This window comes from Sulfurimonas sp., from assembly GCF_050296975.1.
Lineage (GTDB): Bacteria > Campylobacterota > Campylobacteria > Campylobacterales > Sulfurimonadaceae > Sulfurimonas.
This window is the reverse complement of sequence record NZ_JBNKRX010000037.1, coordinates 20,748-46,869: the sequence shown is the minus strand read 5'-3', so window position 1 is coordinate 46,869 and position 26,122 is coordinate 20,748. Positions and strand designations below refer to the sequence as shown.

Sequence of the window (26,122 nt, the reverse complement as noted above, 5' to 3'; positions counted from 1 at the left end):
ATGCAAGATTGCCTCTTTTTATGCTTCCCGTAGGGCAAAAAGATAAACTGCTTTACTCTGCGTTAGATAACCTTCAGCATAGCTCACTATGCTAAAGAACATCTGCCTTGATTAAATTGTTTCTCTTTTTGCTCATACTTTGTATAGTTTTGCAAGAAGTCTATGTTAAATTCTATCATAGAAAACTTAATTTATTTATTTGAACTTGCAATGCCATGTGCTTCACCAACTGCTTTATTGTATAAAACACCATCATAAGTATTTAATGAACTTATCATAACTGGCATCTCTTCACAAACACTTTGCGCCCCATATTTTGCAAGTGCTTTGATGTATGGAAGAGTTGCATTTGTAAGTGCAAAAGTTGAAGTTCGAGGATATGCACCTGGCATATTTGCTACACAGTAGTGGACAACACCATTTATTATAAAGGTAGGCTCCGTATGTGTTGTTGGATGGGAAGTTTCAAAACATCCTCCTTGATCGATAGAAACATCTACAAGCACACTCCCTTTTTTCATAATACTAAGCATCTCTTTGGTTATGAGCTTTGGTGCTTTTGCTCCAGGGATAAGAACAGTCCCTATTACTATATCAATGGATGGTAATAGTGAGCGGATATTTTCGCTTGAACTATAGAGTGTTGCTACATTTGCAGGAAGTGTAGCATCCAGATATCGAAGTCTCTCTAAATTGATGTCAAATATTGTCACATCAGCACCAAGACCTGCCGCTATTTCAGCTGCACATGTTCCAGCGATTCCACCACCAAGTATCATCACTTTTGCACGCTGGGTACCAACGACACCACCAGCTAGTAAACCTAAGCCACCTTGATATTTTCCAAGATGCACAGCACCCATAAGTGATGCCATTTTCCCCGCAACTTCGCTCATAGGCTCTAGTAGGGGAAGTTTACCATTAACAACTAATGTCTCATACGAAAAAGCTTTTATTTTTTTATTCAGCAAAAAGTGAGTTAGTTTTTCATCTGCTGCAAGGTGTAGATAGGTAAAAAGTGTTTGCCCCTCTTTAAACAGATGATATTCAGGTTCAATAGGTTCTTTTACTTTTACAATCATCTGGGCAACTTCATACACTTCAGTAGCCTCAAGTAAAAGAGATACTCCTACATCTGCGTACTCTTTATCGCTAAAACCACTCCCTTCACCAGCAGTTGATTCTACATATACATCATGTCCAAGAGCAACAAGCTCAGCAGCTCCCGCAGGTGTAACACTTACTCTATATTCATCTTTTTTAATCTCTTTTGGTATACCGATTTTCATCTGTATCTCCTTTAACTTATTAGATTTGCAAACTTTCTCCAATAATTTTTCTTCCTAAAACAAACCATACATTATCTATGCCAATAAAAAATCATAGGTCATATAATAAACATTTAACAAACTATGCGATAATATTTTGTACTTTGATAAATGTAAGGGATTATTTTGAGCTTAAAAGATAATATAGATATGGTAAAAGAGGAACTTAACTCTGAGGAGAAGTTTTTTGAAAAAGCTGTTATTACAGAAAAATTTATAAAAAAATATAAAAAGCCACTTATAGGACTTGTAGTAGCGATTGTTTTAATTGTAGCTGCAGATATTGGTTATGGGATAAATAAACAAAACACTATCGATACAGCAAATCAAACATTAAAAGAATTAGAGGCAAACCCTTTAGATACTGTTGCTATGGAGAGATTAAATTCGTTGAGTCCAGAGTTGCATGATGTATGGTTATACTCTCAAGCCGTAGCAAATAAAAATGCACAAGAGCTTGAAAAGCTTTCTAACTCAAAAGCACTCCTTGTTGGTGATATGGCACAGTATGAAGCTGCTGAATTGAACAATGATGAGAAGATGCTACAAAGTTATGTAAAAAAACAAGATGCAATCTATAAAGATTTAGCACTTGTAGAAGTTGCAATTATCGCTATGAATGATGGCAGAATTGATGAAGCACATGCAAATTTAAGTATGATTTCTGAACAATCACCTATGGCAAACGTAGCAAAATCATTAATGCACTATGGAGTAAAATAGTTTGAAAAACTATTTATTTTTTATTGTTGCAATTGCAACATTAGTGTTGGGTGGCTGTAGTACAAAAGAAGTTTTTGAGCCTCAGGTTGTTGAGAATGATTGGGGTAAAAAGAGCACTATAGGATCAGATATCGTTGATCGAGCATACAATGCAGCTCTTTTAGACAATAGAAAAGTTCTTGATAAACATGGTATCTACGATATAAATATAGATGAAGATAAAAGAATACTTTCTGTAAGTGATGGGTGGATTATCTCAACATCTATAGATGGAAATGTGAGTCTCACCTCAACAAATGACCATAATGTCACAAAATATTTTGACCTCAAAAATACAGTTGCAGCTGCAAGTGTAAAGGATAATATTTTAGCAGTTCTTTTTGCAACAAATGATATGGCTTTATATGATCTTAATACACAAGAACTTCTTTTAAAAGAGCAAGGGACGAAAGCACTTGCTGTTGATATGAAGATAGTAAATCCTTATTTTATGAATGATCTTGTGATTTTTTCAACACTTGATGGAAAAATTGTAATCATTAACACAACAACAAAAAAACGTCTACGTACAGCTATCATCTCATCAGCAGACAAGTTTAATAACGTAATCTATTTTAATATACTTGATAATAAAATTATCGCAGCAACTGGAACAAAAATACTCTCTCTCGCACAAAAAGAGACACGAAGAAAGTATGAGATAAGAAGTATTATCGACGATGGAAAACTGATCTATCTTGCAACAAAGCAAGGTAATGTTATCTCTTTAACACCTGACCTTCAAGTTGTAAAGAAAGCTAAATTTCCTTTTGCACATATCTTAGGGATGATTAGTGCTGATGATAAACTTTACCTTCTTGAAAAAGAGGGATATCTCATAGAGATTCAAAAAGATACTTTTAGCTATAAAATATATGAAGCCGATATTGATGATGGTTTTGTATTTGTAGGTGATAAAGTTTTTTATGTGGATGATACGCAGATATCAGTTGAGTAATGTCTCGTGAACTTGAAGCTTTTTTAGAGTATATAATAGTCACTAAAACACTCAGTAAAAAGAGTGTTGAAGCGTATAAAAGTGATCTTTTACAACTCGAAGAGAAGTTTCAAAAACCTCTTATAAATTTAGATACCCCAACAATTTTAACCCTTTTAAGTAATTATAAAAACAAACGAACTCTCAATCGTAAACTCTCTTCGATCAATGCTTTTTTTGACTTTTGTTATAAAGAGGAGTTTATTGAGGAGTTTACAAAAATAAAATCTGCAAAAACTCCAAAACTGCTTCCAAAATTTTTATCGTATGAAGATATACAACGTGGTCTTTCTTTGATCGATAGATCAACTTGGATTGGAAAGCGAGACTACGCTTTAATCCTTTTTTTATTTGCGAGTGGTGCGAGGATCAGTGAGTGTTTAGAGCTTTCTTTAGGAGATATAGAAGGGGAGTGGCTACACATCCGCCATGCAAAAGGGCAAAAAGAGCGTATAGTCCCTCTGGCAAAAGTTGCACGTGATGTTATACAAGAGTACTTAGATGCTTTGAGTTTTGATAAAGAGTTTGTGTGGTGTAATTATAAAGGGACTAAACTCTCTCGAATCTCTGCATTTAAAATTTCACAAAAATATTTGGGTGTATCTCCTCATGTTTTAAGACACTCTTATGCAACTTCACTTATACGTGGTGGCGCAGATATAAGAGTTGTACAAGAGCTTTTGGGGCACTCGTCTTTACTTACAACACAGATATACACACATATACAAAAACAAGATTTAAAAGATACGGTGGATGTATGTCATCCAATGGCTAAAGAGTCTTTTTGAACGAGGTAAAAAATAAGTTATAATAACTTAAAAATTAAGGAAGATATATATGAAAAATATTATTTTAGGTGCAATTGGTGTTGTAGTTTTACTTGTGGTTATAATGATAGCTTCACATATCAATAATGTTCCAAAACTTGATGAAGGTGTAAAAGCGGCTTGGGGACAAGTAGATAACCAATACAAACGCCGTGCAGACTTGATACCAAACCTTGTAGCAACTGTAAAAGGTTACGCTTCACACGAAAAAGAGGTGCTTACAGAGGTTACAGAAGCAAGAGCAAAAGTAGGGCAGATGAATGTCTCGTCTGATATGTTAAACGATCCTAATACTTTAGCGCAGTTTGAAGCAAATCAAGGGGCACTTAGTTCAGCACTTTCACGTTTAATGGTTGTAGTTGAACGCTACCCGGAACTTAAAGCAGATAAAAACTTTCAAGCGTTACAGTCGCAACTTGAAGGGACTGAAAATCGTATAGCAGTTGCAAGAAAAGATTATATTGCAGCAGTGAAAAAATATAATATTGAACTACGAACAGTTCCAGGTAGATGGGTAGCTGCTATTTTTTATCCAGAAGCAGAGATCAAAGAGAGTTTTAAAGCTACACCACAAGAACAAGCTACACCTAAAGTTGAGTTCTAATCTATGAGAGTGTTGCTAAAACTAGTTTTACTATTAAGTTTTTTTAGCTCACTGATAATAGCTGAGCCAACTTTTCCAAAACTTACAGGTCGTGTTGTCGATGATGCGTCACTTCTTACTTCAAATAAAGAGGAAAGATTAACACAAATCTTAGCACAACACGAGCAAAAAACTTCTAATCAAGTAGTGATAGTAACACTTGCAACACTCCAAGGGTATGAGATTGAGGAGTATGGGTATCAACTTGGTCGTTATTGGGGTATTGGACAAAAAGGTAAAGATAATGGTGTTTTACTTATTGTTGCTCCAAATGAGCGAAAAGTTCGTATAGAAGTTGGGTATGGTTTAGAAGGTACTCTTACAGATAAAATAGCACACGACATCATCCAAGAGAAGATTCTTCCAGCATTTAAACGAGAAAATTATGTGCAAGGAATAGAAAACGGAACGAGTGCAATTTTACAAGCTTTAGATGGTGAGTATGAAATAACAAAAGTGAGTAATAAAACGCAAAATGAAGAGGGTTCAAGTATAGTAACAGTAGGCATTATAGCTATTATCTTCCTCTCTATTGTAGTTGAAGCGTTCTTATCTGGTAAAAGTCAAAGTACTCGTTTTAAAATAGCAGTAACTATTTCAACAGTTCTAGCAATAATAGTGTATTTTTTATTTTTGAGTTTGATGGCTTCTATTGTTGTTTGGATAATATCATTTTTTCAGATGATGTTTGGTGAATCAGGTTCAGGAGGATATAGTTCTTCTGGTGGTTTTAGTAGTGGAGGCAGTTTTGGCGGTTTTAGCGGCGGTGGCGGAAGCTTCGGCGGCGGTGGAGCATCGGGGAGTTGGTAATGGAGTATTTAGTAACACAAGTAGAACAAAATGAGATTCGATCAGCCATAGAGCTATTTGAAAGTAAAAGCGATGCCGAGATTGTAACAGTGATTGCAAAACAAAGCGATGAGTATCTCTACATTCCGACACTGTGGGCTGGAGTTATAGCATTTGCATTGCCATATATCTACCTGTTTTTTGGAAGTTTAACGCAAAAGGAGATTGCACTTGTGCAGTTATTTTCATTTTTTATTTTGGCAATTATTACGCGATTGAAACCTATAAAAATGTTACTTGTACCAGCGTCTATAAAAAGAAAAAGAAGTGCAAACAGAGCAAACGCAAAATTTGTCGAACTATTGGGGCAAAATTCACAACAAAATGGACTCGTAATGTTGTATGTAAGTGAAGCAGAAAAATATGTACAAATTTTAACAGATGCAACGATTTTACAAAAAGTAGATAATGCACTCTGGAGTGAAATGGTAGAAAGTTTTATAGCACATGTAAAAGAGGGCAGGATTGCACAAGGTTATCTTGAAACTATCGCAAAAACAAGTGAGTTACTTATAGAGCTTTTCCCAAAAACAAAAGAGGATAAAGACACATTACCTAACCATCTTATTTTGATATAATACAGCCATGAAAAAAATAGCACCTCTTTTAATTATTTTATTGTTTGTAGTTATTATAGTTTTTATCTTCCTCTCACTTGGAAAAACACAGCATATGGTGGTGATTAAAGAGGGAAATTTAAAACAAATTCCACTTAAGATCGAACTGCATAAATATCAAGACAGTTATTGTGGGATGGTTATAGATGATCTTGAGTACGCTTCGCAAATAATTGCTCCAGATGGAAAAACATGGTTTTTTCACGATCATGGAGATTTTGTACTTTGGTTAGAAAATAAACCTTTTAAAAATGATGCAAAAATTTGGGTAATGAGTCGAGATACCCATCAATGGATTGATGGAAAAATGGCATACTATTCAAGAGATGAAGTTACACCTATGGGATTTGGTTTTGGTGCGTATGAGAAGAAAAAAGATGGACTTATAGGGTTTGATGAGATGCAACTTTTTACACTTCGTGGTGAGACAATGCAAGATGCAAAAATTAAAAAAATGTTAACGGATAAGTAAGTGGATACAGTCAATATTTTAGCGATTATAAGTATAGCATTTTTAGGTTCATTTGGGCATTGTATAGGTATGTGTGGTGGGATTGTTCTGGCATATTCCAGTATAAAGATTGAGCCACAAAGTTCTAAAGTTTCAAAAAGTATTGCACATTTGCTTTATAGTTTTGGGCGTATTTTTACTTATACGATTTTAGGGGCTATTTTTGGAGCACTTGGTGGTGTTGTGACATTTTCAAATACAGCAAATGGGGCATTACTTATTTTTGCTGGAATCATGATGATACTTGCCGGACTTTCATTGATGGGAAAGATCAAGTTTTTGACAGTTATTGAGCATACTTTTTCATCTTCACAAACGTATAAAAATGCTTTTAAAAGCATACTCAATTCAAAGTCGAATTATAGTTTTTTTGTGCTTGGGATGTTAAATGGTTTGCTTCCTTGTGGATTTGTTTACTTTTTTGCTATCACTGCTGCTGCAACTGCAAGTGTATTTTATGGTGCGCTTGTGATGTTTATTTTTGGCGTGAGTACAAGCCCAGCGATGTTTGGGTTAGGATTTTTATCTTCTATGGCAAGTGCAACAAGTTTTAGAAATATGATGATGAGTTTATCAAGCGTTGCTGTTATTTTATATGGTGGTTTTACATTGTATAATGGTTATGATTATTTGACAAACCCTTTACGAACTGTGCAGCAATGCCATTAAGTATAGATAATTTAGAATTGGATATAATAAATCAAAAAAAGGTTTTAGAGTTATGAAAAGCTCAATTATAGATAGTATTAAATCACTTCCACCCCTTTCAAAAACTATAGCAGATATAGAAACAGTTTATAAAGATGAAGAAGCAGGGATTGGAGAGCTTGTTAAAGTTATTGAACATGATCCGATGATTGTAGCAAACCTTTTAAAAACTGCAAATTCGCCTCTATATGGGTTTGGAAAAGAGATCACGAGTGTTGCACAAGCTGTGTCACTCTTTGGTATGAGTATGACACGCTCAATTGCACTTGGAAATGCACTGAGAAAACTACTCAATGTAGATATGCAACCTTATGGTATCACAAGTGAAGAGTTCGCTGAGATATCTTCTATGCAAGCAACTTTGATGGAGAAATGGTATTCAAGAATAGATAGAGCAAAAGCTGAGAAGCTTCATTTAGCAGCTTTTTTACAAGAGACAGGAAAAATTCTTATAGCAAGTGATGTTATCAATGAAGATGAAGATGTAAGTTTTCAATCTGAAATTGAGATGTCAAATAATTTAGCACAAGTTGAAAAAACTTATGTAGGTGTTACAAGCTCGGAAGTTACATCAGAGGTATTTGAGCATTGGGGATTTGATGAAGAGTTTGTAGCAATGATTAAATATGCGGACAACCCAGCAGCAGCACCAGATGAAGTAAAAGAGTATGCTACAGCACTCAATATTGTAAAAACTGCCCTACCTATCAATAAACCATTTTCTGAACAAGCGATTAACTTTGCACTTCGTAAAGCAAGAGACGCTGGGTATAAATATGAGGTACTAGAAGATTGTATAGATGATATGTTAGATGTTATTGAAGAAGATTAATGTCTAAAGTAGTTACAGTTATAGATACTTTTGGCTTCTTCTTTAGAAGCTTTTATGCACTTCCACAACACTTAAAAACAAAAGATGGTTTTCCTACAGGACTTTTAACAGGTTTTACAAACTTCATCTCTAGCTTACAAAAAGAACATGATAGTGATTATCTTATCTTTGCAGTTGATAGCAAAGGTCCCACTTTTAGAAATGATATAGATCCAAACTACAAAGCAAATCGTCAAGCACCACCACCTGAACTTACAATGCAGTTACCAGTTGCTATTGAGTGGATCAATAAAATGGGCTACAAAACTTTAGGGCGTGTAGGTTTTGAAGCGGATGATATGATCGCTACTGTTGTAAAGTATGCAAAAGAGCAGGGGTATATTGTTCGTGTAGTATCACACGATAAAGATTTGTATCAACTTATAGATGATGATAAAGTTGTACTTGTAGATGCGATAAAACGAAAAAGTATAAATGAAGATGCTTGTTATGAGAAGTATGGTGTTACACCAAAACAGTTTATAGATTATCAGTCTATTTTAGGTGATAGTGCTGATAATGTTCCAGGTGTAAGAGGGATAGGAAAAGTTGGAGCTGAAAAACTTTTAAAAGAGTATGGAAGTTTGGATAATATCTATGCAAATGTTGAACAGATTAAAGGTGCAAATCAAAAAAAACTAATTGAATCACGTGAGAGTGCATACATGTCAAAACAGCTTGTAACTCTTAAAGATGATGCACTGGAGACCTTTGATTTTGAAGAGTATAGAATGGATGTCGAGCACCCATTTTTAAATATCTACGATGAGCTTGTAAAATATGAACAAAATGCAGTACTTCGAACACTTCATGCTAAAAATATGGTGAGTAAAGAGGAGCAAGAGGAAGCTGTTAAAAGGGTAAGTGAAGAGATAAAAGAGGAAACGTGCGGTATAGAGTTTAAAACAACACTCATAACTGATATAAATATACTTAATCGTATAATTGAAAAGCTTGATAATTCTACAGTTGTAGCTTTTGATACCGAGACAACAGGGCTAGATTATAAAACAGATAAACTTGTTGGTTTTTCTTTTTGTTTTGATGATGAAGAAGCTTACTATGTTCCATTTGGGCATTTTTATTTAGGAGTGGGAGATCAAATCAGTGAAGATGATGCAAAAACAGCAATCAAAAAGATTTTTAACTCTTTAATAGTTGGTCATAACATTAAGTTTGATCTTCACTTTTTAAATAAATTTGTAGGTGAAAAGTTAAAAGTATATGGTGATAGTATGCTTTTAGCATGGCTTATCAACTCAGAAGCAGCACTTTCACTTGATAAACTCAGCGAAAAATTGCTCAATCACACAATGCTCTCTTTTAAAGACACAGTGAAAAAAGGGGAAACTTTTGCTTCAGTTGAGCTAGAAGAGGCGTGTAAATATGCAGCTGAAGATGCCAATATCACGCTGAGACTTTATAATCTATTTCTGAAAAAACTTGAACTGCAAAATGCAGATCATCTTATAGATGAAGCAAGTGAAATAGAGATACCGTTTATGCAAACACTCCTAACTACGGAAGAAAATGGTATAAAGGTTGATAGTGCATTTTTAGAAAAGTTTTTAGATGAGGTGCAAGAGAGTTTAAATTCACTTACAAAAGATATTTATACCTTAGCTGGTGGAGAGTTTAACATTAACTCTACAAAACAATTGGGGGTTATACTTTTTGAAACCTTAGGACTTCCAGTTGGGAAAAAGACAAAAACAGGATATTCAACAGATGAAAAAGTTTTAAATTCTTTGTATGATGCACATGAAATCATTCCAAAACTTTTAGAGTATCGAGAGGTTTATAAACTCTACTCTACATATATCGAGCCTCTTTTAAAACTCTCTCGTGAGAGTGAAGATGCTCGTGTACATACTTCGTTTGTACAAACAGGAACAGCAACAGGACGTTTAAGTTCAAAAAATCCAAACTTGCAAAATATCCCAACACGTACACCACTTGGAGCAAAAATTCGCCAAGCTTTTATAGCATCAGAGGGTAAAAAACTTATAGGGATCGACTACTCACAAATTGAGTTGCGTTTACTTGCACATTTCTCACAAGACCCAGTACTTGTGGATGCTTTTAAACACGATAAAGATATTCACTTACAAACTGCTACGGTACTTTTTGGAGAAAGTGAAGCTACACAAAAAAGAAATGTTGCAAAAACTGTAAACTTTGGACTTTTATATGGAATGGGGCAGAAAAAACTCTCTGAAACATTAGGTATCACAACCAAAGAAGCTAAAGATATCATAGAAAAATACTTTGCATCTTTCCCAACGGTAAAAACATATTTTCGCTCAATTGTTGATAGTTCTAAACAAAATGGGTATATAGAAACACTACTTAAGCGAAGACGCTATTTTGACTATGAAAATGCAACACCTATGTTTAAAGCAGCATATGAGCGTGAGAGTGTCAATAGTGTATTTCAAGGAAGTGCAAGTGATCTCATCAAACTTGCGATGAATAAGATTGAAAAAACGATACACAAAGAGAGTCTAAAAGCAAAGATTCTTTTACAAATTCATGATGAATTGATCTTTGAAGTGGATGCAGATGTTGCAGATGAACTTGGAAAAAAATTTCAATCTATTATGGAGGATATCTTTACACTTCATATCCCCCTAAAAGCATCGCTTAACATAGGCGATAACTGGAGCGAGTTAAAATAAGGGTATAGGTTTAGGAGAAGGTTCACTAAAGAGATACCCTTGAGAGAACTCAATACCGAGTTCATCAAGTTTATCTTGAACGCCTTGAGAATGAACAAACTCGGCAATTGTCGGGATTTTTGCATTTTTAGCAAAGAAGTTAATCGCTTTAGTAATCTCATAACTTGTTTGATCGTGATCTATATTTTTTATATAACGTGCATCAATTTTTAGAAAATCTATATCCATATCTAAAATACGTTCAAAATTTGAATATTCAGAACCAAAGTCATCGATTGCTATTTTAAATCCACACTCTTTTAAACTTATAAGTTGATCGATATGGTTTGTTTTTCCTGTAGCACTTATACCTTCTAACACCTCTAAGATAACTCTCGAAGGATCGATAGAGTACTCTTTTGTTTTTTTCAAAAGAAACTCTTGAAGATAGTACTGGTTAAGGTCTTCTTCTGTTATATTGATAGAAAAATCGTAGTTATTCTTTGCCATCTCTTGAAAACTTTTATCGACAATAGATTTTGTAATCTCGATTAAAAGTCCTGAGAGTTTAGCAGCTTCTAAAAACACAATAGGTGGCAGTACTTTATCAAGTTCTTGGATTCTTGCGAGTACTTCAAATTTTGTTATCTTTTTCGTTTTATTATCTCGAATACCTTGATAATAAGGGATAACTCTATTTTCAAGCAAAGCTAAATGTAAGAGTCTATTTGATTCTATAAATGCTTTTGTATGATTTTTATTTAAAGCAATATCATCATCGTGCTTGTAGATAAATAGAGAATTTTTTCCACGATTTTTTGCTTGTTTAAGAGCATAAGCTCCATTTCGTAAGAGATGATGTTTCCCAAAAACTCCACCAAATGTAAAAGAGATATTAAAAGTAAGATCAGTTACAAGTAAAGTTGAACCATAAAAATATTCTTGAACTTCTGAAACCACCTTTTTAATATCAACTTTTTTCTCATAAAGTAAAGCAAACTCATCAGCATTAATTCTAAAAGTATGATGCTGGTCAAAGTTTTGTTTTAATACCTCTGCAACTTCTTTTAAAATCTGATCCCCTATATCGTATCCATAAGAGGTATTGATGTATGAAAAATTATTTATATTCAAAAAGATAAGTGTAACTTCTTTTTTGAGAGAATGAAGCATATTTGAGAGTTTTGTTTTATTTTTTAGAGATGTTAAAGGATCATAATATGCCATCTTTTCTATTTTATTTTGAGCATTTTTGAGCTCTGTCAGGTCAGTAAATACTCCAACGTAATTGTTTTTATTGTGAGGTGATTTTAAAACACTGATACTCAACCACTGAAAAACTTCTTCACCTAAAGCATTAAGGTTGACAATTTCTCCAGCCCATTGAGAATTTTTCTCCAAACTCTCCCACATATTTTTGTAAAACTCTTTTGATTGTTTTTGTGAAGCTAAAATTTTTGGGTCTTGACCTATGAGCTCTTTTTCTGTGTATTTATATATATTTTTAAATGCTTGATTGACTTCTACAATTTTATTGTGCTCATCTGTAACCACAATCCCTTCTAGGGCATTTTGAGACGCTAATGAAAAGAGCTTAATTGTTTGTTCTTTTTGAATATTTTTTAAAATTATACTTACTATTTTTGCACCAGTCTCTAAAAGCTTTTTATGAAAGTTTGAAGGTGAGCGATGTTCAAATGATGAGAGTGCAAATGAACCAATAGGTTTGGCATGTTCGTCACGAATTGGCATAGACCAGCAAGAGCATAAGTTGAAATCATATGCCACTTGTCTTAAATCTTCCCAACGGACATCTTCAAAAGTATTGACTACATACTGAGCTTCATCTCTATAGACTGCATTACCACAAGAACCACCACCCGTTCCAGGTTGAAGACCTTCTAATGCTTTATGTCCAACTTCTGGTACAGATGGAGCAGCAAGTACATTTAAGAGTTCAGTTTTTGGATCAAGAAACATAACTGAAGCAACAGCGTTAGGGAGAAGTTTTTCTGCTAATAAACATAAAGTATCTAAGATGAGATCAGAATCTTCACCATCAGCAATCATCCCAAGAATATCACTTTGAATATTGATAATTTGATCATATTCCTCTTTTGAAATTGGCACTTCATCAACATTAATAAGTTCCAAATTTCCACAAGATTTTTGATCTATTGGCATCGACACATCCATTTATGACTATTTTTATATCTCTATTTTAACATAGAATTTTTAAATAAATAAGCAAATTGGACCAAAATGTTAAAAAATATTGTTGTTATTTAAAAACAATACTAAAATAATTGGTCTTATTTTTATTTGTGTATATTAAAACAAAATTGTGATGTTTTAAAATCGTATTTGTAATATAAAGCCCAAGTCCCAATCCTCCACCTTCAAAATCTCTATTAAAAGGGCGTAAAAAAGAGTCCTGAGTTATACTCAGTTTTTCACCTTTGCTACAAACTACTATGCGATCTTCTAAAAGTTCTACTTGTACTTCATTATCTGAATAACGTAATGCATTATCGATTAAATTTTTTAATGCAACACCAAAATATTCAAAATCTGCTTTGATTTCAATAGAACGATCCCCCTGAAGCACTATACGTGTCTCATCATGTAAAAGTAGATCATACGCATGATCGTAAAGATCACCTAATCTGTAAAGATGAGCATTTAATTCTAAATTTCCACTTGTTAATTTTTCAATTTTACCTAGTTCACCTAAGACAAATTCCATTCTCTCAAACAGTTGTGCAAATCTTTTTTTTAAAGATATATCATCTATGTACTGATTTAAGAGTCTTCCTTTCATAAAAGGGGTTCTAAGTTCATGTAAAATATTTCTTAGAAACAGTGTTCTTGCTTCTTTCATTGTTGCAAGTCTTTCTTGAACTTTATTATACTCAAGAGCAATTTTGCCTATTTCATCATTTGTATCGACTTGAAGAGGGATTGGTTGCGTATCATTATCAAGTCGAGCAATAGCACTTTCGAGTTGATGTAATCGAAGTAGTTTTTTTGTGAAATAAGCAAAAAAGAGGATAAGAACAAAATTTGTCATCCCGATAAGTAACCAAAATTGAAGATTTGAATTCTCGTGTAAAGATTCTAAAACTATACACTCATTTGCATGGTCAAAAAAATCTTTTGGAGGCTTTTTATCTTCAAAAAAGTCAAAATCATGTTTATCATCTTGGGGTGGTTTTGGTGGTCTACAACCTACAAAGTAGTGTTTATTTTTGAATAGATACAAAGTTTCAAATGGTGAATTTTGCAGCTCTTTTGCTTCAGATTTAAGTGTATCACGTGATAAAGAAGATATAAGTATATGAAACTCAGAAAGATTGACGTCACCACGTCTTTCGTTAATTAGATGCGCCATTTGTGACATATATTCATACAAAGAATTTTGCTCTTTATATTTCCTATAATCATAATCTAAATAAAATAAAAAATTGATAGATACAAAAAGCACTATAAAAAAGAGTGCTAGTTTTGTAATAAGTGAGTCTTTATTGATTGACAAATTTATATCCTTGACCACGGATTGCTAAAAGGTATTCTGGGTTTTTTGGATTATCACCGATTTTAGAACGGATACGTCCCATTAAAACATCTATACTTTTTAAACTACTTTCATAGCGAATTGAGTTGATATTGAGTAAAAGTTCTTCTCTTGTTATGACATGACGATCTTTTTTTATAAAGTAAGCTAAAACTTCATACTCAGCAGGGGTGAGTGTAAGTAGTAAGCCATTTTTTGTAATCTCTTGACGTACTTCATCTATTATAAAAGGATGTTCACTTAAAAAGCGCCCAGGATTGACTCTACGTAAAATAGCCTCTAAACGAAATGCTAATTCTTGTGGATCGTATGGTTTTGGGAGAAAGTCATCAGCACCACCTGCAAATCCTTCACTTTTATCGTGTAAATCACCACGAGCAGATGAGATAAGTATAGGGATATCGCTCTCTTTTCTAATAAGTCTACAGATTTGTTGCCCATCCATTTGTGGTAAAGAAAGATCAAGGACTAAGGCATCAAAGCTGTTTTGTTTAAAAAGCTCTAGCCCTTTTAAGGGTGTTGTTGCTAATGTAACTGAGATGTTTTCTTTAATAAGTTGATCACAAAGGAGTTCACCAAGTTCAACATCATCTTCTATCATCAATATATTTATCATATAAAGATTATAGTTTGAAAACGGTAACAATGAAGTAACATGCGCAAAAGGCATGTTACTCATTTTAAGAACTTAGAGTAGATGTGGTTGATGAAGTGTTGAAGTAATTCAATAAGTTCTCAAAAATGTGGTTATGTAGAGTAGCAGCTAGATTTGAAATACTTTCTTCTTGTGTTTCATCTGTTGTACTACTAGTAGACTCAGTTTCTTGTGAGAAACCAGTCAGAAACTCATCTGAAGAGATACTTCCATCACCATCTGTGTCTAAAGAAGCAAAAAGCTCTTCAAGACTTTCTCCCTCTTCTTCAGAAGGTGGCGGTGGTGGAGGTGGCATCCCCTCAGGTGGTTTTGGACGAGATTGCTCAAGGGCACTTAGCAACTCCTCACTACTTAAAGATCCATCAGAACTACTATCTAAAGAGTTAAATAGACTTTCTGCAGTCGAGGAATCTGTACCGTTTTCAGCAGCGTAAGCACTAAATTCGTCGCTACTGAGTGCACCATCACCATCTGTATCATAAGCATTGAGAAGTTCCTCAACCATATTTTGCTCAGGTGGTGGCGGTGGCGGAGCTGATTGTGTACTTTGCATCGAACTGTACGATGCATAGTTACTATACGATGAACTAACATTCATAGCAGACTCCTTTTTTGTAAAGATTGCCAGACAAAAAGACTGGCTTAGTGGCAGTATAAAAAAGAAATGGTAATTTTCGGGTAACTAAAAGGGAAAAAATTATTGTTACTTTAGAGTTACTTTTTAAGAAGCGAGGCGTTCTATAGCATCAATAGACATCGGTTTGTAAAATATAAAACCTTGGATAACATACAAACCTAAAGACTGTATGATATCGAGTTGTTCTTGAGTTTCTACACCCTCAATAACAATATTGAGTTTTAAAGCATCTGCAATTGATAAAATTGATTTGAGTAATGCAAATGATTTTGTATAGTCTGTTGTAAGATTTTCAACAAACGATTTGTCAATTTTTAAAGTGTTTATTGGAAAACGTGTGAGATATGCAAGAGATGAATACCCAGTACCAAAGTCATCCAAGGCGATACTAAAGCCCATTTGAATTAAAGATTGGATTCTTTGTTCTATCTTTTTATCTTTATCTAGAAAAATACTTTCAGTCATTTCAAGTTCAAACCACTCAGCTTTTACAGCATAATGTTCAAGTTTCTTTTGGATGTTTGAGAGAAAATAATCAGAAACAAAATCCACTACACTTACATTAATAGATATTTTATATGGTTCCCTTTTTTTATCGTACCATTTTTTAGCAAGTTGAAAAGTTTCGTCTAAAACAAAGCTTGTTATATCGTTAATGAGTCCTGTTTCTTCAGCAATTGGTATAAATTTTTCAGGTGGGATATATTGCCCATCTTTTTCCCACCGAATAAGTGCTTCATATGAGTCAATTTTTTTAGTTTGCATATCGTATTTTGGTTGTAGATAGAGTAGGAGATCGTTGTTTTTAATGGCATCTCTTAAATCTTTTTCTATGATAAAATCATCCATACTATAATCTTGAACCATCTCATTATAAAAGATGGTATGTGTCGATAATATAGATTTTGATTTAAACATTGCTTTATCAGCACATGCAAGTAAATCTTCAACATGGGTTGAATCTTGTGGATATGATGCTACACCAATACTTACACCCATGAAAAAAGTAAAGTTGTTTATTTGGTAATCTTTTTCTATCAAAGCATAGAGTCTGTCAAGATAAGGTGTTATCTCCTCTTTGGTTATTCTATTTTTTAATACAACTAAAAATTCATCCCCACCAAGACGACCAACAAATGTATTTTTTTTAGAGCATTTTTTTAAATTGTTAGCTACTAGCTGTAAAATTTGATCGCCCACATTATGACCAAGATTGTCATTGATCTTTTTAAAGCGATTTAAATTAAGTAAAAGCACACTAAATTGTGTCTGTGTGTCTATGAAACTATGAAGTGTTTCAAAGATTTTATGTCTGTTTGGTAATGTAGTTAAATTATCATAGATACTGAGTTCGTAGATAGCTTGTTCATCACGTTTACGCTTTGAGATATTTGTATTTACAGAACGTATACCTATTTTACGTCCATTTTCATAAATTCCAGAACAACTATGATTAATCCATATTTCATGCCCATCTTTATGAGTGATTCGAAGTTCAAGTGAACGATATTCATCTTCTTGGGTTTCTATATCGTGAAGGTGTCCATACCATAAGGCTTTATCTTTTTCGCTAATTAAATTATTAAAGAGGTTTCTATCTTTGTAAAAATCTTCTTGAGAGTAGCCTGTGATTTTTTCAACTACAGGAGAGATATATTCATAATCGCCATTATTTGTTCTAAAGTAAGAAAACTCTTTTGCTTCATCAGCAATAGTATGAAAAATTCTCTCTTGGCTTTGTAGTGTCTTACTAAGAATTTGAATTTTTCCAACTAAAATTCCTAAACCAATACTTAAAAGTGAAGGGACAAAGAGATATTGTAGTTTGAAATTATCGATAAAAAAGATAACTTGGAAAGAAAAAAATGACAATACTATCACCAATGAGAGAAGGATAGAAGTTGTATAGATTCTCTTCTTGTTTAGTGTTTTTCTCATACGACACTCTTTATATATAAGAATAGTTTATTTACTCATTGTATCTGAATTAAAATAAAATGAAACTAAATAAAAAAGGGTATAAAAGTTTTACTTAAGTGGGAAAGAATATAATTTTTTCTATGCTATCAAAAAGAGTTAAATATGCTTAGTAGTACTTTTTCGGCAAAAGCAGTTTCACAAGTGATGAGATATGCTACAAAACATTTTCTACATTTACAGCCAACAAAACTTTCACTTCCAAAAGCTACAGATGATAAGCCAAGATTACTCTATATTCATATCCCTTTTTGTCATACTTTGTGTCCTTACTGCTCTTTTCATAAATTTCCTTTTGATGAACAAAGTGCTTTAAAGTACTTTGAATTGCTCCATAAAGAGATACGTTTAGTGCATCAACTAGGATATAAATTTGACTCTATCTATTTTGGTGGTGGTACAACTACGATTTTGCCCCAAAAACTTTTAGAAACAATCCAACTCGCTAAGTCTTTATTTGATATTAAAGAGATATCGTGTGAAAGCGATCCTTTGCATATAGCCGATATAAACATTCCAGAGTTTCACAAAGAGATAGATCGACTCTCGATAGGGATTCAAAGCTTTAATAATGAGTATCTTATACAGATGGGGAGGCATCATAAATTTGGCTCAGCACAAGAGCAGTTTGAAAAAGTAAAAGCTATTTTAGAGGATTTTGCTATTGTAAATGTAGATATCATCTATAACTATCCAAGCCAGAGTGAGGCGCAGATACATGAAGAGATAGATCAGATTTTAAAACTACGCCCAAAACAAGTTACCTTTTATCCACTGATGTATGCACCAAATATTCAAGAACATTTGAGTAAAGAGTGGGGTGAACTTAACGATAAAAAAGAGCAAAAATTGTATGAGATCATTCAAAAGCGTATGGGTAAAGCATATACACAACGTTCCTCATGGGCATGGTCGTTAGAGGGGGATGATATCATCGATGAATACGTGATAGAGCGAAGTGAATATGTAGGTGTTGGGAGTGGTGCTTTTAGTTTTATAGGAGATACTTTATATGCAAATACTTTTTCACTTCCAAAATATGCTGAGTTATTAAAGCAAGAAAAACTTCCAATAACTCATGCAGTGAGTTTTCCTAAACGTGCAATTGCAGAGTATAGAATGGTGACTGAACTTTTTGGACTTCACGCATCTTCCAAACATCCAAAAATTGAGCAGTTTTTACTTAAACGTTTGGGTGTATACGATACAGAGGGGAATGTTTCTCAAAAAGGAAGTTATTTGATGTCAGTTATGATGCGAGAGTTTTATAATGGGATGGATTATGTTCGAGAAACGATGCGTAAAAGTTTAGATGAGAAAGATGGACTGATTGTAAAATAGTGTTTTAATATTAGTAAATAATTTATAATATTAAATATTTTTACTAAATGAAACACTTTAGAAAAATATAAGCTTTTAATTCCCTAATATCCTTACTGTGTTAGTTACAATGATAGATACTTGATTTTATCACATTGGATACACATGAAAAATGTTGGATATTTATTAGACAAATTAGGACATAAAATTAGCTATAGTATGCGGCTAATTTTTATTGTTTCACTACATATTATTATCATAGGTGTGAATGGATATATCACATACTATGGTGTAAATCAAATGAAACTTGATGCGCAGATAATAAATGAAAGTGGTGTAATTCGTGGTGGTGTGCAAAAAGTTTGTAAATTAGAAACAAATCAAATCAATAGTGATGCAGATATAAAACAAGTAGATACTATGTTTCATATCATGATTGATTTAGAAGGTGAAGTACTACTCAATAGAAATATGAATGCATTTTTGCAACAACTCCAATCTTTAAAAGCTGAATGGATAAGTTTAAAAGAACTCATTTATAGATATAGAGATGAGAGAACTCAAGAAAATAAAGAGAAAATTGTGACAGAGAGTGAGCATTTTTGGGAACATGCAAATCATACTGTGTATTTAGCCCAAGCACTTTCAGAAAATAAACTCTCCACATTTCAACTTATGTTTGTTGTATTTTTTATAGATTTTTTACTTATTATTGGGATTATATGGCTTATAAATCTTTTGGTACGTCATAACCTAGAAATTCATTCACGGATTGATCCATTAACAGGTGCATATAATAGAAATGTTTATAATGAAGAGATATATGCTGAGATCATTAGAAGTGGACGTTATGGTTATGGTTTTTCAGTTTTACTTTTAGATATTGATTTTTTCAAATCAATAAATGATGAATATGGACATGATAAAGGGGATGAAATCCTTGTTGAATTGTGTCAAGTTATCAATGAAAGAATTAGAAAAAGTGACTTGTTATGTCGTTTAGGTGGTGAAGAGTTTATCATTTTAGCGACTGAAACACCACTTGCTGGAGCGATTGAGTTGGCACAAAATATCAAAAATACTATAGCGGCTTACCCTTTCAATATCTCAAAAACTGTAACAGTTAGTATAGGTGTGAGCGAATGGAAAAAACAAGATACCAAAGATACTCTTTTTAAACGAGTTGATAAAGCACTTTACGAAGCTAAGGCAAATGGACGGAATCAAGTACAAGTGTTATAATATGAACATGAAAAAAGCATTTGAAATTATAGAAGATAGATACAGTGGCATAACGATACAAAACAGTTCGATTGAGCACTCACCTTTAGAGTTTGAAGAGGCTTTAGTCGCACTGCTTGAAAATGTAGAAAATAAAAAACTTCTTTGGATTAAACTCTCTATAGAAAATGCAGAGTTTATTCCACTTCTTACAAAGCAAGGGTTTGTTTTTCATCATTGTGATGAAAACTCTTTGATGCTAGTAAAAAAACTGATTACAGAACCTACAATGCCCACGGCAAAAAACCATACACTTGGTGTTGGTGTAGTGGTCTTGGATGGGAAGAAACTTTTAACCATTAAAGACAGAGTATATCAAACATATAAACTGCCAGGGGGCTATATAGACGATAGAGAAAACATCTCTAAAGCTGCAAAACGAGAAGTGTTTGAAGAAACTGGCATAAAGGTGGAGTTTGACTCCATCATTTCTCTTGGGCACTTCACTCCGGCACAATTTGGCGAGTCAAATCTTTATGTGGTGTGTTTAGCAAAACCACTTTCTTGGGAGATAACTATCCAAGATACAGATGAGATCGAAGATGCAAAATGGATAGATGTAGACGAGTACCTAGAGCGTGAAGATGTACTCCCCTACAACAAAGAGCTAGTAAAAACTGCACTCAAAACTAAACAAGGTTTTATAAAAAATGATGAGTTAGAACTACAAGTAAGGGTAAATACGGAGTATGAGCTTTTCTTTTGAGATGTTGGAGTTTAACTCCACGATTGAATCTCTATAATGTTTCCTTCGATATCTCGCAAATAGGTAAACTTTAACATGCCGACACCTTCAACTTCATTTTCAATAACTTCGCCTAAGGTTGTCGCTCCATGTTCAATAGCTTTTGCGAGTACCTGGTCTACATCATCCACTTCAAATGCGATATGTGTAAAACCAATTTGATTAGCCATGATTGGATTTGTATCTATAAATTTTTCGTAACTAAATATTTCTAATGTTGGTGGATTCTCATACCCTGGAAGAGACAAGTGTACACCCATCTGTCTGGCATTTTTTATGCCAATCGCTTTATCAAGCCATTCGCCTTTTAAATCTCTTTGGGGAGGTTTGACTTTACATTCAAAAACTTTTATATAAAAATCTGATAATTTTTTCCAATCTCTTGCGGCTATATTTGTATGTGCAAATCGCATATGTATGTTTCCTTTTTTGGGTCTAACGTTTAAACTCACCAATATGAAACCCGCGTGCGGGGTTCATATTGGTGTGCAGAGCCTTGTTAGGCTTCTGTCGTTTGTGGAGCTTGCAAGCTCGAAAAATACTTTTTTGTCATTACAAAGAAAATTGCAAAGACAATTCCGAAAAATACGGTGTTGTAAACAATACCGATGATATTGAAACCATTAAGAATACTAAGCACCCACACACATGCAGCTAATACGCCAAAAACAATAATCGAGATTTTTGAGCTTTTTTCTGGATTTGTAACGGAGTATTTTTTGTCAATGTACGAAAGTGAATACTTCACGCCAAGAAAGACAAAACCAATGCTGACCAAATCTTTTAGAATTCTCAGTGTTGTAGCGTCAAGAGAATCGCCTAAAAACTTGAGTACAAAGTACCCTGCCAGTAATCCAAAGAATGGAAATAGAATTGTTGTGTGTAGTATGTGATGTGTGACAACACTTGCAGCCGATTTTTCTTTTTTCACTTTTGCTCCTTTTGTAGCCTAACGTTTAAAATGAGCTAATAAATTGCCCACAGGATAATTTATTGGCTCCACTGATTTGTTAGCTAATTATATCCATTTAAGTAATCTTACTTTGAAAGTTTCACTTCATTAATTTGAATAATAGGTATAATATTTGTATAGTTTTTAATATCATTTTGTAACTCATCAGAATAAGGAAGAAAAGCTATCATAAAGTTTTCAAGTGTATCAAAATAATAATGACACATTGCAATATAAGATGACTCAATATTTTGTTCTTTTATATCAATACCTTTTTCAACAGATACTTTTATAAAACCTTGTGCTTTTGATAAAATCTCTATAGACCTTGGCATATGATTATTTATATAATAATCAAAGTCAAAATAATAGTTTTCTTTTTTTGTATATATACTTGAAATGTTAAACATAGTTTTCATTTTTGGTTACTTGTTTTAGATTATAAAGTAAAGTGTGCAGTTCGTCAATTAATACTTTATCAATAACTTTACCCTTATCATTAATCTTTTTATTAACCATAGAGACTGTTAAAGTAAGGTTTTTTTCGATTTTACCTGTTAAGACTTTAACCAAATTCATCAAAACAATATTTGCTTTATCTCCTCCCATCCCAGATGTTGAAGCACTGATTATAGCTACTGGTTTATTTACAATTTCAGCACTTGAAACCAACCAATCAAGAGCATTTTTCAATACTCCCGATATTTCAAAAGCATATTCTGGTGTGCTAATAATTATCGCATCTGAAGAAGCTATACTTTTTCTAAACTCTTGAACTAAGGCTGGTGAGAAATCTTCTTCTAATGTATGAGTATTAATATCAGGGTTAAAAAAAGGGAGTTTTCCCAAATCTTTGTAAATATTTACGTTTTCGTCTATCTCTTTTAGTGCTCTAACTATTGCACTGTTGTATGACTTTGATCTAAGTGAACCAGATATTGCTAAAATTTTCATTTTAGATTCTCATTTGTTATTTGAGCAAAAGCTTTTGCATATTTTTGTGACCAAATGAGTATTTCATCTATTACAGGTTTTAAATCATTGCCATACTCATTTAAAGAATATTCTACTTTTGGCGGTACTTGGGCAAATACCTCTCTATGGATTAGATTAAGTTGTTCTAATTCTTTTAATTTTATAGATAAAGTTTTTTTTGTAATAGGTTGTAAGTATTCAAAAAGCTCTTTAAATCTAAGAGGATTATTTTTTAAATACCAAATAATCATAAGTTTCGATTTATCGTTAAATATATCGAAAAATATTTCTGATGTAGAATTGTATTGTTTACTATTGAATTTTATCATAAGAGTAGCATATCTTTTAGTTTCTTTAATTATCCTTAGTATATTTTAATATACCTTACTTGTTTCTCTCTCTATAGCTAACGGTCGCGCTGAGCACCACTAAGTCAGACTTCATAAATCAGCTTGCTGATTTCTGGAGGATGGCTTGGTGTGTGACTCCTGGCATTTGATGGACGTAGCGAAGTGGAGACCAGCAAATGGTAGGTGGCACGTTCAGTGTTCAGCGCGACCGATGCGACGTATACGCGAAGCGGGTACGTCGCATCGTTTAAAATGAGCAATCAAAAAGCCGCCTGCGGGTTTTTGATTGGTCTCCTCTGACTTGTTATAGCAGTTACGCAACACAACTTTATTCAGCCGTTTGTGAACTTACTTCTTCCTCGCTGTCATCAGCTTTTTTTTCTTTGTGGATAATAGCAGCCTTCACCATCCATGCACCTACTAAAAAAATCAATAGACCGATAACTCCCATGACAATGCCTTTCATTAAAGCGCCATGCCATCCTTGTGTATAAAGGTTAATGTTTTTGAACATGTGCCCAAAGAAAGAGAGACTTTGTAGGGCGATAAATGTTCCTAGCGCCCCTACCAATACTCTAGCCATAATTGTTTTCATATCCATTATTTCAACCTTAAATTGGATTTTGTATTTTTCATTTCTAGTTACTCCTTCTAGCTATAACGTTTGAAGGGAGCTAATAAATTTCCCACAGGGTAATTTATTAGCTCCCCTGATTTGTTATATTTTTACTTAATGCCAAAATATTTTCTAAATGTTCACTTATTAAGTGATATGATTTTTCATTAACTTCTTTAGTAATAAAGTTCGTTGCAAAAACATCATATAGGGACTCTAAATTAATGTTCAGCTGATCAGAAATGTTTTTAAATTTACCCTTTGAGTTGTTAATTTGATTCAGCAACTCGGAGTTTACTGATGGAAATATTCTCTGCAAAAAACTTTCATCATATATAATATCTTCTGGTGTTTTCTGAGGCAAGAAGAATACTTTTTCTCTATAAAAGTTTATATATTTAGTATACAAATCCAGTTTTTGTTGCTTATTTGAACCATCCTTTCCTCCATCAACATTGAAATTAAATTTTTTAATATTTACACCTGTAATGTTGTATATCTCGTTTTCAAGGTATTGTTCTGTCTTTTTTGCTTCTGGAATCTCTGATAAGTCCACAACATTACACCTATACATGTCCCCATCTAGCATAAAAAAATAATTGTTGTCATTAACTTTAGAAAATGTTGTGATTAGTGAGGTCTTAATACTTGAAGCTCCACCTGAAAAATAACAAACATTAAACTGATTGTTTAAGCCTTTATTTTCAATTATTTTTTCTACTAATTTTTTTGCTAACGAATCTTCTACAATAATGTTAGGTACATCATAAGAAATCTCCAAGTTATTAAAAGCATTCAAATAGTTAACATTTTGTTCGATAGTTGTTTTTCCACTAGTATTTACAACAAAATTCTTTATACAGTCATTAGGTAGAAGCTCAACAAAAGATGAAGAATGTGTAGATAATATTACTTGTATCTTTTTCTCTATTATTAAATCAAGAACAAATTCAAGTAACCTTTTCTGAGCACCTGGATGCAAAGATAGCTCAGGTTCATCTAGTAATAAGATTGAATTTTTGGGAAGCGATGACATTTTATAAATAACATTTGAAACTATAAACTCACCACTCCCTGAATTGGCTTCAGAATATTGATTGCCGGACTTAAAAATTATACTTGTACCCCAGGTACCATTAAAAAATCTATGCTTTATTATTTTTACCTCTTCATATTCCTTACCTAAAATTCTATTTATAGCCTTAAGGTTTTGATTGTTTATATATGAAATGCTAGCCTTTTCCCCAGAGTTTGTTTTAGTTTCAATTGACTGCTGTACTTTTTTTGTAACTCTTTTTGCATAATCCGCTTTACTTTTAAGATCTGTTTTGGTTGTTTGATTATCAAAAAATATATTCTTTTCAAATGATCCAATTAAACTTTTGAACTCAATATCTGTGATCTTAGTGTATGTTTTAACTTCAGGATTTTCCAAGTAACTTTTAATTAACTTGTTACTACTCAAATCACTTTTTACTGGGGAGAACACCCAATCAAAGTGTTTTGTTTTTGATTCTTTAAATTCTCTTTCTGAAATCTTATATTGAAATTCAGATATTCCTTTGTCATTGAATTCATCCCATTCAGTCTCAAAAAAATAGTGATTTGCATTTCTACCTTTTGAAATAGATTTTATAAGTTTTAAAAGTGTAGATTTACCTGAACCATTTTTACCAACTAATACAGTTAAAGGATGATTGAAATCAACACGTGAATTGTCTTCAAATTGTCTAAATTTATTTACTTTCAGATATTCAAGTTCTACTTTTATAATTCCTTTTGAAAAGAGGGATTCAATAGTTTTTAATTTTGATAGCATTGTTTCTCCCTCTAAATATAACGGTCGCGCTGAGCACCACTAAGTCAGACTTCATAAATCAGCTTGCTGATTTCTGGAGGATGGCTTGGTGTGTGACTCCTGGCATTTGATGGACGTAGCGAAGATCAGCAAATGGTAGGTGGCACGTTCAGTGTTCAGCGCGACCGATGCGACGTATACGCGAAGCGGGTACGTCGCATCTATTTATTCAACGAACATTATATATTAAACTGCTCGGTATTTCCAAATAAATGAACATAAAAAATGTCGGTTTAAATGAAAAAATATGACAAATTGCAATGATTTTAGTTCTTTTTGGTTAAAAGAACTAGAATTGACAAAATTTACAATGTACATTTAAAAATATAATCGCCGTTATTTGAGCATTTTGCCGTTTAATCGTTAAAAAAAAGTGTTAAATGTACATTTTGCATGTTTAATTTGAGGAGTT

The 26,122-nt window shown here is 33.1% G+C and carries 26 protein-coding genes; 13 read left to right on the top strand and 13 right to left on the bottom strand.

What is annotated here, in order from left to right:
* Positions 1-191: 191 nt before the first annotated feature.
* On the bottom strand, positions 192-1,289 hold the full coding sequence (gene ald, locus ACQY56_RS11910) for an alanine dehydrogenase (protein WP_428739220.1): 1,098 nt from the start codon (positions 1,287-1,289) through the stop codon (positions 192-194).
* A 165-nt stretch (positions 1,290-1,454) separates the two neighbouring features.
* On the opposite strand from ald, the gene ACQY56_RS11905 reads away from it, so the two are divergent.
* The 10 genes from ACQY56_RS11905 to polA are packed head-to-tail and all read left to right on the top strand — an operon-like array spanning position 1,455 to position 10,791.
* Positions 1,455-2,051: a hypothetical protein gene (locus ACQY56_RS11905; protein ID WP_428739221.1), complete on the top strand. Its 597-nt coding sequence runs from the start codon at positions 1,455-1,457 to the stop codon at positions 2,049-2,051.
* 1 nt (position 2,052) lies between these two features.
* A complete protein-coding gene (locus ACQY56_RS11900; protein ID WP_428739222.1) occupies positions 2,053-3,048 on the top strand; it encodes a hypothetical protein in 996 nt (331 codons plus the stop codon).
* The gene (locus ACQY56_RS11895; protein ID WP_428739223.1) at positions 3,048-3,875 is read left to right on the top strand and encodes a tyrosine-type recombinase/integrase; all 828 of its coding nucleotides are present in this window, start codon (positions 3,048-3,050) and stop codon (positions 3,873-3,875) included. Before ACQY56_RS11900 ends, ACQY56_RS11895 begins: the two co-directional genes overlap by 1 nt.
* A 49-nt stretch (positions 3,876-3,924) precedes the next feature.
* Positions 3,925-4,518, top strand: coding sequence for a LemA family protein (locus tag ACQY56_RS11890; protein WP_428739224.1), 594 nt, complete (start codon positions 3,925-3,927; stop codon positions 4,516-4,518).
* Between the two features lie 3 nt (positions 4,519-4,521).
* On the top strand, positions 4,522-5,367 hold the full coding sequence (locus ACQY56_RS11885; protein ID WP_428739225.1) for a TPM domain-containing protein: 846 nt from the start codon (positions 4,522-4,524) through the stop codon (positions 5,365-5,367).
* Positions 5,367-5,984 carry a TPM domain-containing protein gene (locus ACQY56_RS11880; protein ID WP_428739226.1) on the top strand — a complete coding sequence of 206 codons (618 nt, stop codon included), beginning with the start codon at positions 5,367-5,369 and terminating at the stop codon, positions 5,982-5,984. The genes ACQY56_RS11885 and ACQY56_RS11880 overlap by 1 nt, the downstream gene beginning before the upstream one ends.
* Before the next feature lie 7 nt (positions 5,985-5,991).
* The gene (locus ACQY56_RS11875; protein ID WP_428739227.1) at positions 5,992-6,495 is read left to right on the top strand and encodes a hypothetical protein; all 504 of its coding nucleotides are present in this window, start codon (positions 5,992-5,994) and stop codon (positions 6,493-6,495) included.
* Positions 6,496-7,203, top strand: a complete 708-nt coding sequence (locus ACQY56_RS11870) for a sulfite exporter TauE/SafE family protein (protein WP_428739228.1) — start codon at positions 6,496-6,498, stop codon at positions 7,201-7,203.
* Positions 7,204-7,255: 52 nt separating this feature from the next.
* Positions 7,256-8,074 (top strand): HDOD domain-containing protein, encoded by an 819-nt coding sequence (locus tag ACQY56_RS11865; RefSeq protein WP_428739229.1) that lies wholly within the window; start codon positions 7,256-7,258, stop codon positions 8,072-8,074.
* Positions 8,074-10,791 (top strand): DNA polymerase I, encoded by a 2,718-nt coding sequence (gene polA, locus ACQY56_RS11860; protein WP_428739230.1) that lies wholly within the window; start codon positions 8,074-8,076, stop codon positions 10,789-10,791. The genes ACQY56_RS11865 and polA overlap by 1 nt, the downstream gene beginning before the upstream one ends.
* Here polA and ACQY56_RS11855 read toward each other — a convergent pair.
* The 5 genes from ACQY56_RS11855 to ACQY56_RS11835 all read right to left on the bottom strand — a co-directional run bounded on the left by ACQY56_RS11855 (position 10,783) and on the right by ACQY56_RS11835 (position 17,574).
* Entirely contained in the window at positions 10,783-12,954 is a 2,172-nt protein-coding gene (locus ACQY56_RS11855) for an EAL domain-containing protein (RefSeq protein ID WP_428739231.1), read from the bottom strand. The genes polA and ACQY56_RS11855 overlap by 9 nt on opposite strands.
* Before the next feature lie 97 nt (positions 12,955-13,051).
* Positions 13,052-14,305, bottom strand: a complete 1,254-nt coding sequence (locus tag ACQY56_RS11850) for an ArsS family sensor histidine kinase (protein WP_428739232.1) — start codon at positions 14,303-14,305, stop codon at positions 13,052-13,054.
* Entirely contained in the window at positions 14,292-14,960 is a 669-nt protein-coding gene (locus ACQY56_RS11845; RefSeq protein ID WP_428739233.1) for a response regulator transcription factor, read from the bottom strand. Before ACQY56_RS11845 ends, ACQY56_RS11850 begins: the two co-directional genes overlap by 14 nt.
* Before the next feature lie 64 nt (positions 14,961-15,024).
* Complete coding sequence (locus ACQY56_RS11840; RefSeq protein ID WP_428739234.1) at positions 15,025-15,597, bottom strand: EF-hand domain-containing protein; 573 nt, start codon at positions 15,595-15,597, stop codon at positions 15,025-15,027.
* Positions 15,598-15,720: 123 nt separating this feature from the next.
* Complete coding sequence (locus ACQY56_RS11835) at positions 15,721-17,574, bottom strand: EAL domain-containing protein (protein WP_428739235.1); 1,854 nt, start codon at positions 17,572-17,574, stop codon at positions 15,721-15,723.
* A gap of 144 nt (positions 17,575-17,718) precedes the next feature.
* On the opposite strand from ACQY56_RS11835, the gene ACQY56_RS11830 reads away from it, so the two are divergent.
* The 3 genes from ACQY56_RS11830 (at position 17,719) to ACQY56_RS11820 (ending at position 20,920) form a co-directional block, all read left to right on the top strand.
* Positions 17,719-18,954: a coproporphyrinogen III oxidase family protein gene (locus ACQY56_RS11830; protein ID WP_428739236.1), complete on the top strand. Its 1,236-nt coding sequence runs from the start codon at positions 17,719-17,721 to the stop codon at positions 18,952-18,954.
* 198 nt (positions 18,955-19,152) lie between these two features.
* Positions 19,153-20,175 carry a GGDEF domain-containing protein gene (locus ACQY56_RS11825; RefSeq protein WP_428739237.1) on the top strand — a complete coding sequence of 341 codons (1,023 nt, stop codon included), beginning with the start codon at positions 19,153-19,155 and terminating at the stop codon, positions 20,173-20,175.
* Positions 20,176-20,182: 7 nt separating this feature from the next.
* Positions 20,183-20,920: an NUDIX domain-containing protein gene (locus tag ACQY56_RS11820; RefSeq protein WP_428739238.1), complete on the top strand. Its 738-nt coding sequence runs from the start codon at positions 20,183-20,185 to the stop codon at positions 20,918-20,920.
* 11 nt (positions 20,921-20,931) lie between these two features.
* Here the strand turns inward: ACQY56_RS11820 and ACQY56_RS11815 are convergent, their stop codons facing one another.
* The 7 genes from ACQY56_RS11815 to ACQY56_RS11785 all read right to left on the bottom strand — a co-directional run bounded on the left by ACQY56_RS11815 (position 20,932) and on the right by ACQY56_RS11785 (position 25,671).
* Positions 20,932-21,372: a VOC family protein gene (locus tag ACQY56_RS11815; protein ID WP_428739239.1), complete on the bottom strand. Its 441-nt coding sequence runs from the start codon at positions 21,370-21,372 to the stop codon at positions 20,932-20,934.
* An 86-nt stretch (positions 21,373-21,458) separates the two neighbouring features.
* The gene (locus ACQY56_RS11810; protein WP_428739240.1) at positions 21,459-21,890 is read right to left on the bottom strand and encodes a hypothetical protein; all 432 of its coding nucleotides are present in this window, start codon (positions 21,888-21,890) and stop codon (positions 21,459-21,461) included.
* A gap of 107 nt (positions 21,891-21,997) precedes the next feature.
* Complete coding sequence (locus tag ACQY56_RS11805; protein ID WP_428739241.1) at positions 21,998-22,330, bottom strand: EthD family reductase; 333 nt, start codon at positions 22,328-22,330, stop codon at positions 21,998-22,000.
* Positions 22,314-22,865 carry an NADPH-dependent FMN reductase gene (locus ACQY56_RS11800; protein ID WP_428739242.1) on the bottom strand — a complete coding sequence of 184 codons (552 nt, stop codon included), beginning with the start codon at positions 22,863-22,865 and terminating at the stop codon, positions 22,314-22,316. Before ACQY56_RS11800 ends, ACQY56_RS11805 begins: the two co-directional genes overlap by 17 nt.
* Positions 22,862-23,215 (bottom strand): winged helix-turn-helix transcriptional regulator, encoded by a 354-nt coding sequence (locus ACQY56_RS11795; protein ID WP_428739243.1) that lies wholly within the window; start codon positions 23,213-23,215, stop codon positions 22,862-22,864. Before ACQY56_RS11795 ends, ACQY56_RS11800 begins: the two co-directional genes overlap by 4 nt.
* A gap of 349 nt (positions 23,216-23,564) precedes the next feature.
* Positions 23,565-23,837, bottom strand: a complete 273-nt coding sequence (locus ACQY56_RS11790; protein WP_428739244.1) for a hypothetical protein — start codon at positions 23,835-23,837, stop codon at positions 23,565-23,567.
* Between the two features lie 100 nt (positions 23,838-23,937).
* Positions 23,938-25,671 (bottom strand): ATP-dependent nuclease, encoded by a 1,734-nt coding sequence (locus ACQY56_RS11785; protein ID WP_428739715.1) that lies wholly within the window; start codon positions 25,669-25,671, stop codon positions 23,938-23,940.
* Between the last annotated feature and the right edge of the window lie 451 nt (positions 25,672-26,122).

What these genes read in the sequence shown, in the direction of transcription:
- ald (WP_428739220.1), bottom strand. Translation starts at nt 1,289, where the DNA reads ATGAAAATCGGTATACCAAAAGAGATTAAAAAAGATGAATATAGAGTA.
- ACQY56_RS11895 (WP_428739223.1), top strand. Translation starts at nt 3,048, where the DNA reads ATGTCTCGTGAACTTGAAGCTTTTTTAGAGTATATAATAGTCACTAAA.
- ACQY56_RS11890 (WP_428739224.1), top strand. Translation starts at nt 3,925, where the DNA reads ATGAAAAATATTATTTTAGGTGCAATTGGTGTTGTAGTTTTACTTGTG.
- ACQY56_RS11885 (WP_428739225.1), top strand. Translation starts at nt 4,522, where the DNA reads ATGAGAGTGTTGCTAAAACTAGTTTTACTATTAAGTTTTTTTAGCTCA.
- ACQY56_RS11880 (WP_428739226.1), top strand. Translation starts at nt 5,367, where the DNA reads ATGGAGTATTTAGTAACACAAGTAGAACAAAATGAGATTCGATCAGCC.
- ACQY56_RS11875 (WP_428739227.1), top strand. Translation starts at nt 5,992, where the DNA reads ATGAAAAAAATAGCACCTCTTTTAATTATTTTATTGTTTGTAGTTATT.
- ACQY56_RS11865 (WP_428739229.1), top strand. Translation starts at nt 7,256, where the DNA reads ATGAAAAGCTCAATTATAGATAGTATTAAATCACTTCCACCCCTTTCA.
- polA (WP_428739230.1), top strand. Translation starts at nt 8,074, where the DNA reads ATGTCTAAAGTAGTTACAGTTATAGATACTTTTGGCTTCTTCTTTAGA.
- ACQY56_RS11855 (WP_428739231.1), bottom strand. Translation starts at nt 12,954, where the DNA reads ATGCCAATAGATCAAAAATCTTGTGGAAATTTGGAACTTATTAATGTT.
- ACQY56_RS11845 (WP_428739233.1), bottom strand. Translation starts at nt 14,960, where the DNA reads ATGATAAATATATTGATGATAGAAGATGATGTTGAACTTGGTGAACTC.
- ACQY56_RS11840 (WP_428739234.1), bottom strand. Translation starts at nt 15,597, where the DNA reads ATGAATGTTAGTTCATCGTATAGTAACTATGCATCGTACAGTTCGATG.
- ACQY56_RS11835 (WP_428739235.1), bottom strand. Translation starts at nt 17,574, where the DNA reads ATGAGAAAAACACTAAACAAGAAGAGAATCTATACAACTTCTATCCTT.
- ACQY56_RS11830 (WP_428739236.1), top strand. Translation starts at nt 17,719, where the DNA reads ATGCTTAGTAGTACTTTTTCGGCAAAAGCAGTTTCACAAGTGATGAGA.
- ACQY56_RS11825 (WP_428739237.1), top strand. Translation starts at nt 19,153, where the DNA reads ATGCGGCTAATTTTTATTGTTTCACTACATATTATTATCATAGGTGTG.
- ACQY56_RS11820 (WP_428739238.1), top strand. Translation starts at nt 20,183, where the DNA reads ATGAAAAAAGCATTTGAAATTATAGAAGATAGATACAGTGGCATAACG.
- ACQY56_RS11815 (WP_428739239.1), bottom strand. Translation starts at nt 21,372, where the DNA reads ATGCGATTTGCACATACAAATATAGCCGCAAGAGATTGGAAAAAATTA.
- ACQY56_RS11805 (WP_428739241.1), bottom strand. Translation starts at nt 22,330, where the DNA reads ATGAAAACTATGTTTAACATTTCAAGTATATATACAAAAAAAGAAAAC.
- ACQY56_RS11800 (WP_428739242.1), bottom strand. Translation starts at nt 22,865, where the DNA reads ATGAAAATTTTAGCAATATCTGGTTCACTTAGATCAAAGTCATACAAC.
- ACQY56_RS11795 (WP_428739243.1), bottom strand. Translation starts at nt 23,215, where the DNA reads ATGATAAAATTCAATAGTAAACAATACAATTCTACATCAGAAATATTT.
- ACQY56_RS11790 (WP_428739244.1), bottom strand. Translation starts at nt 23,837, where the DNA reads ATGGATATGAAAACAATTATGGCTAGAGTATTGGTAGGGGCGCTAGGA.
- ACQY56_RS11785 (WP_428739715.1), bottom strand. Translation starts at nt 25,671, where the DNA reads ATGCTATCAAAATTAAAAACTATTGAATCCCTCTTTTCAAAAGGAATT.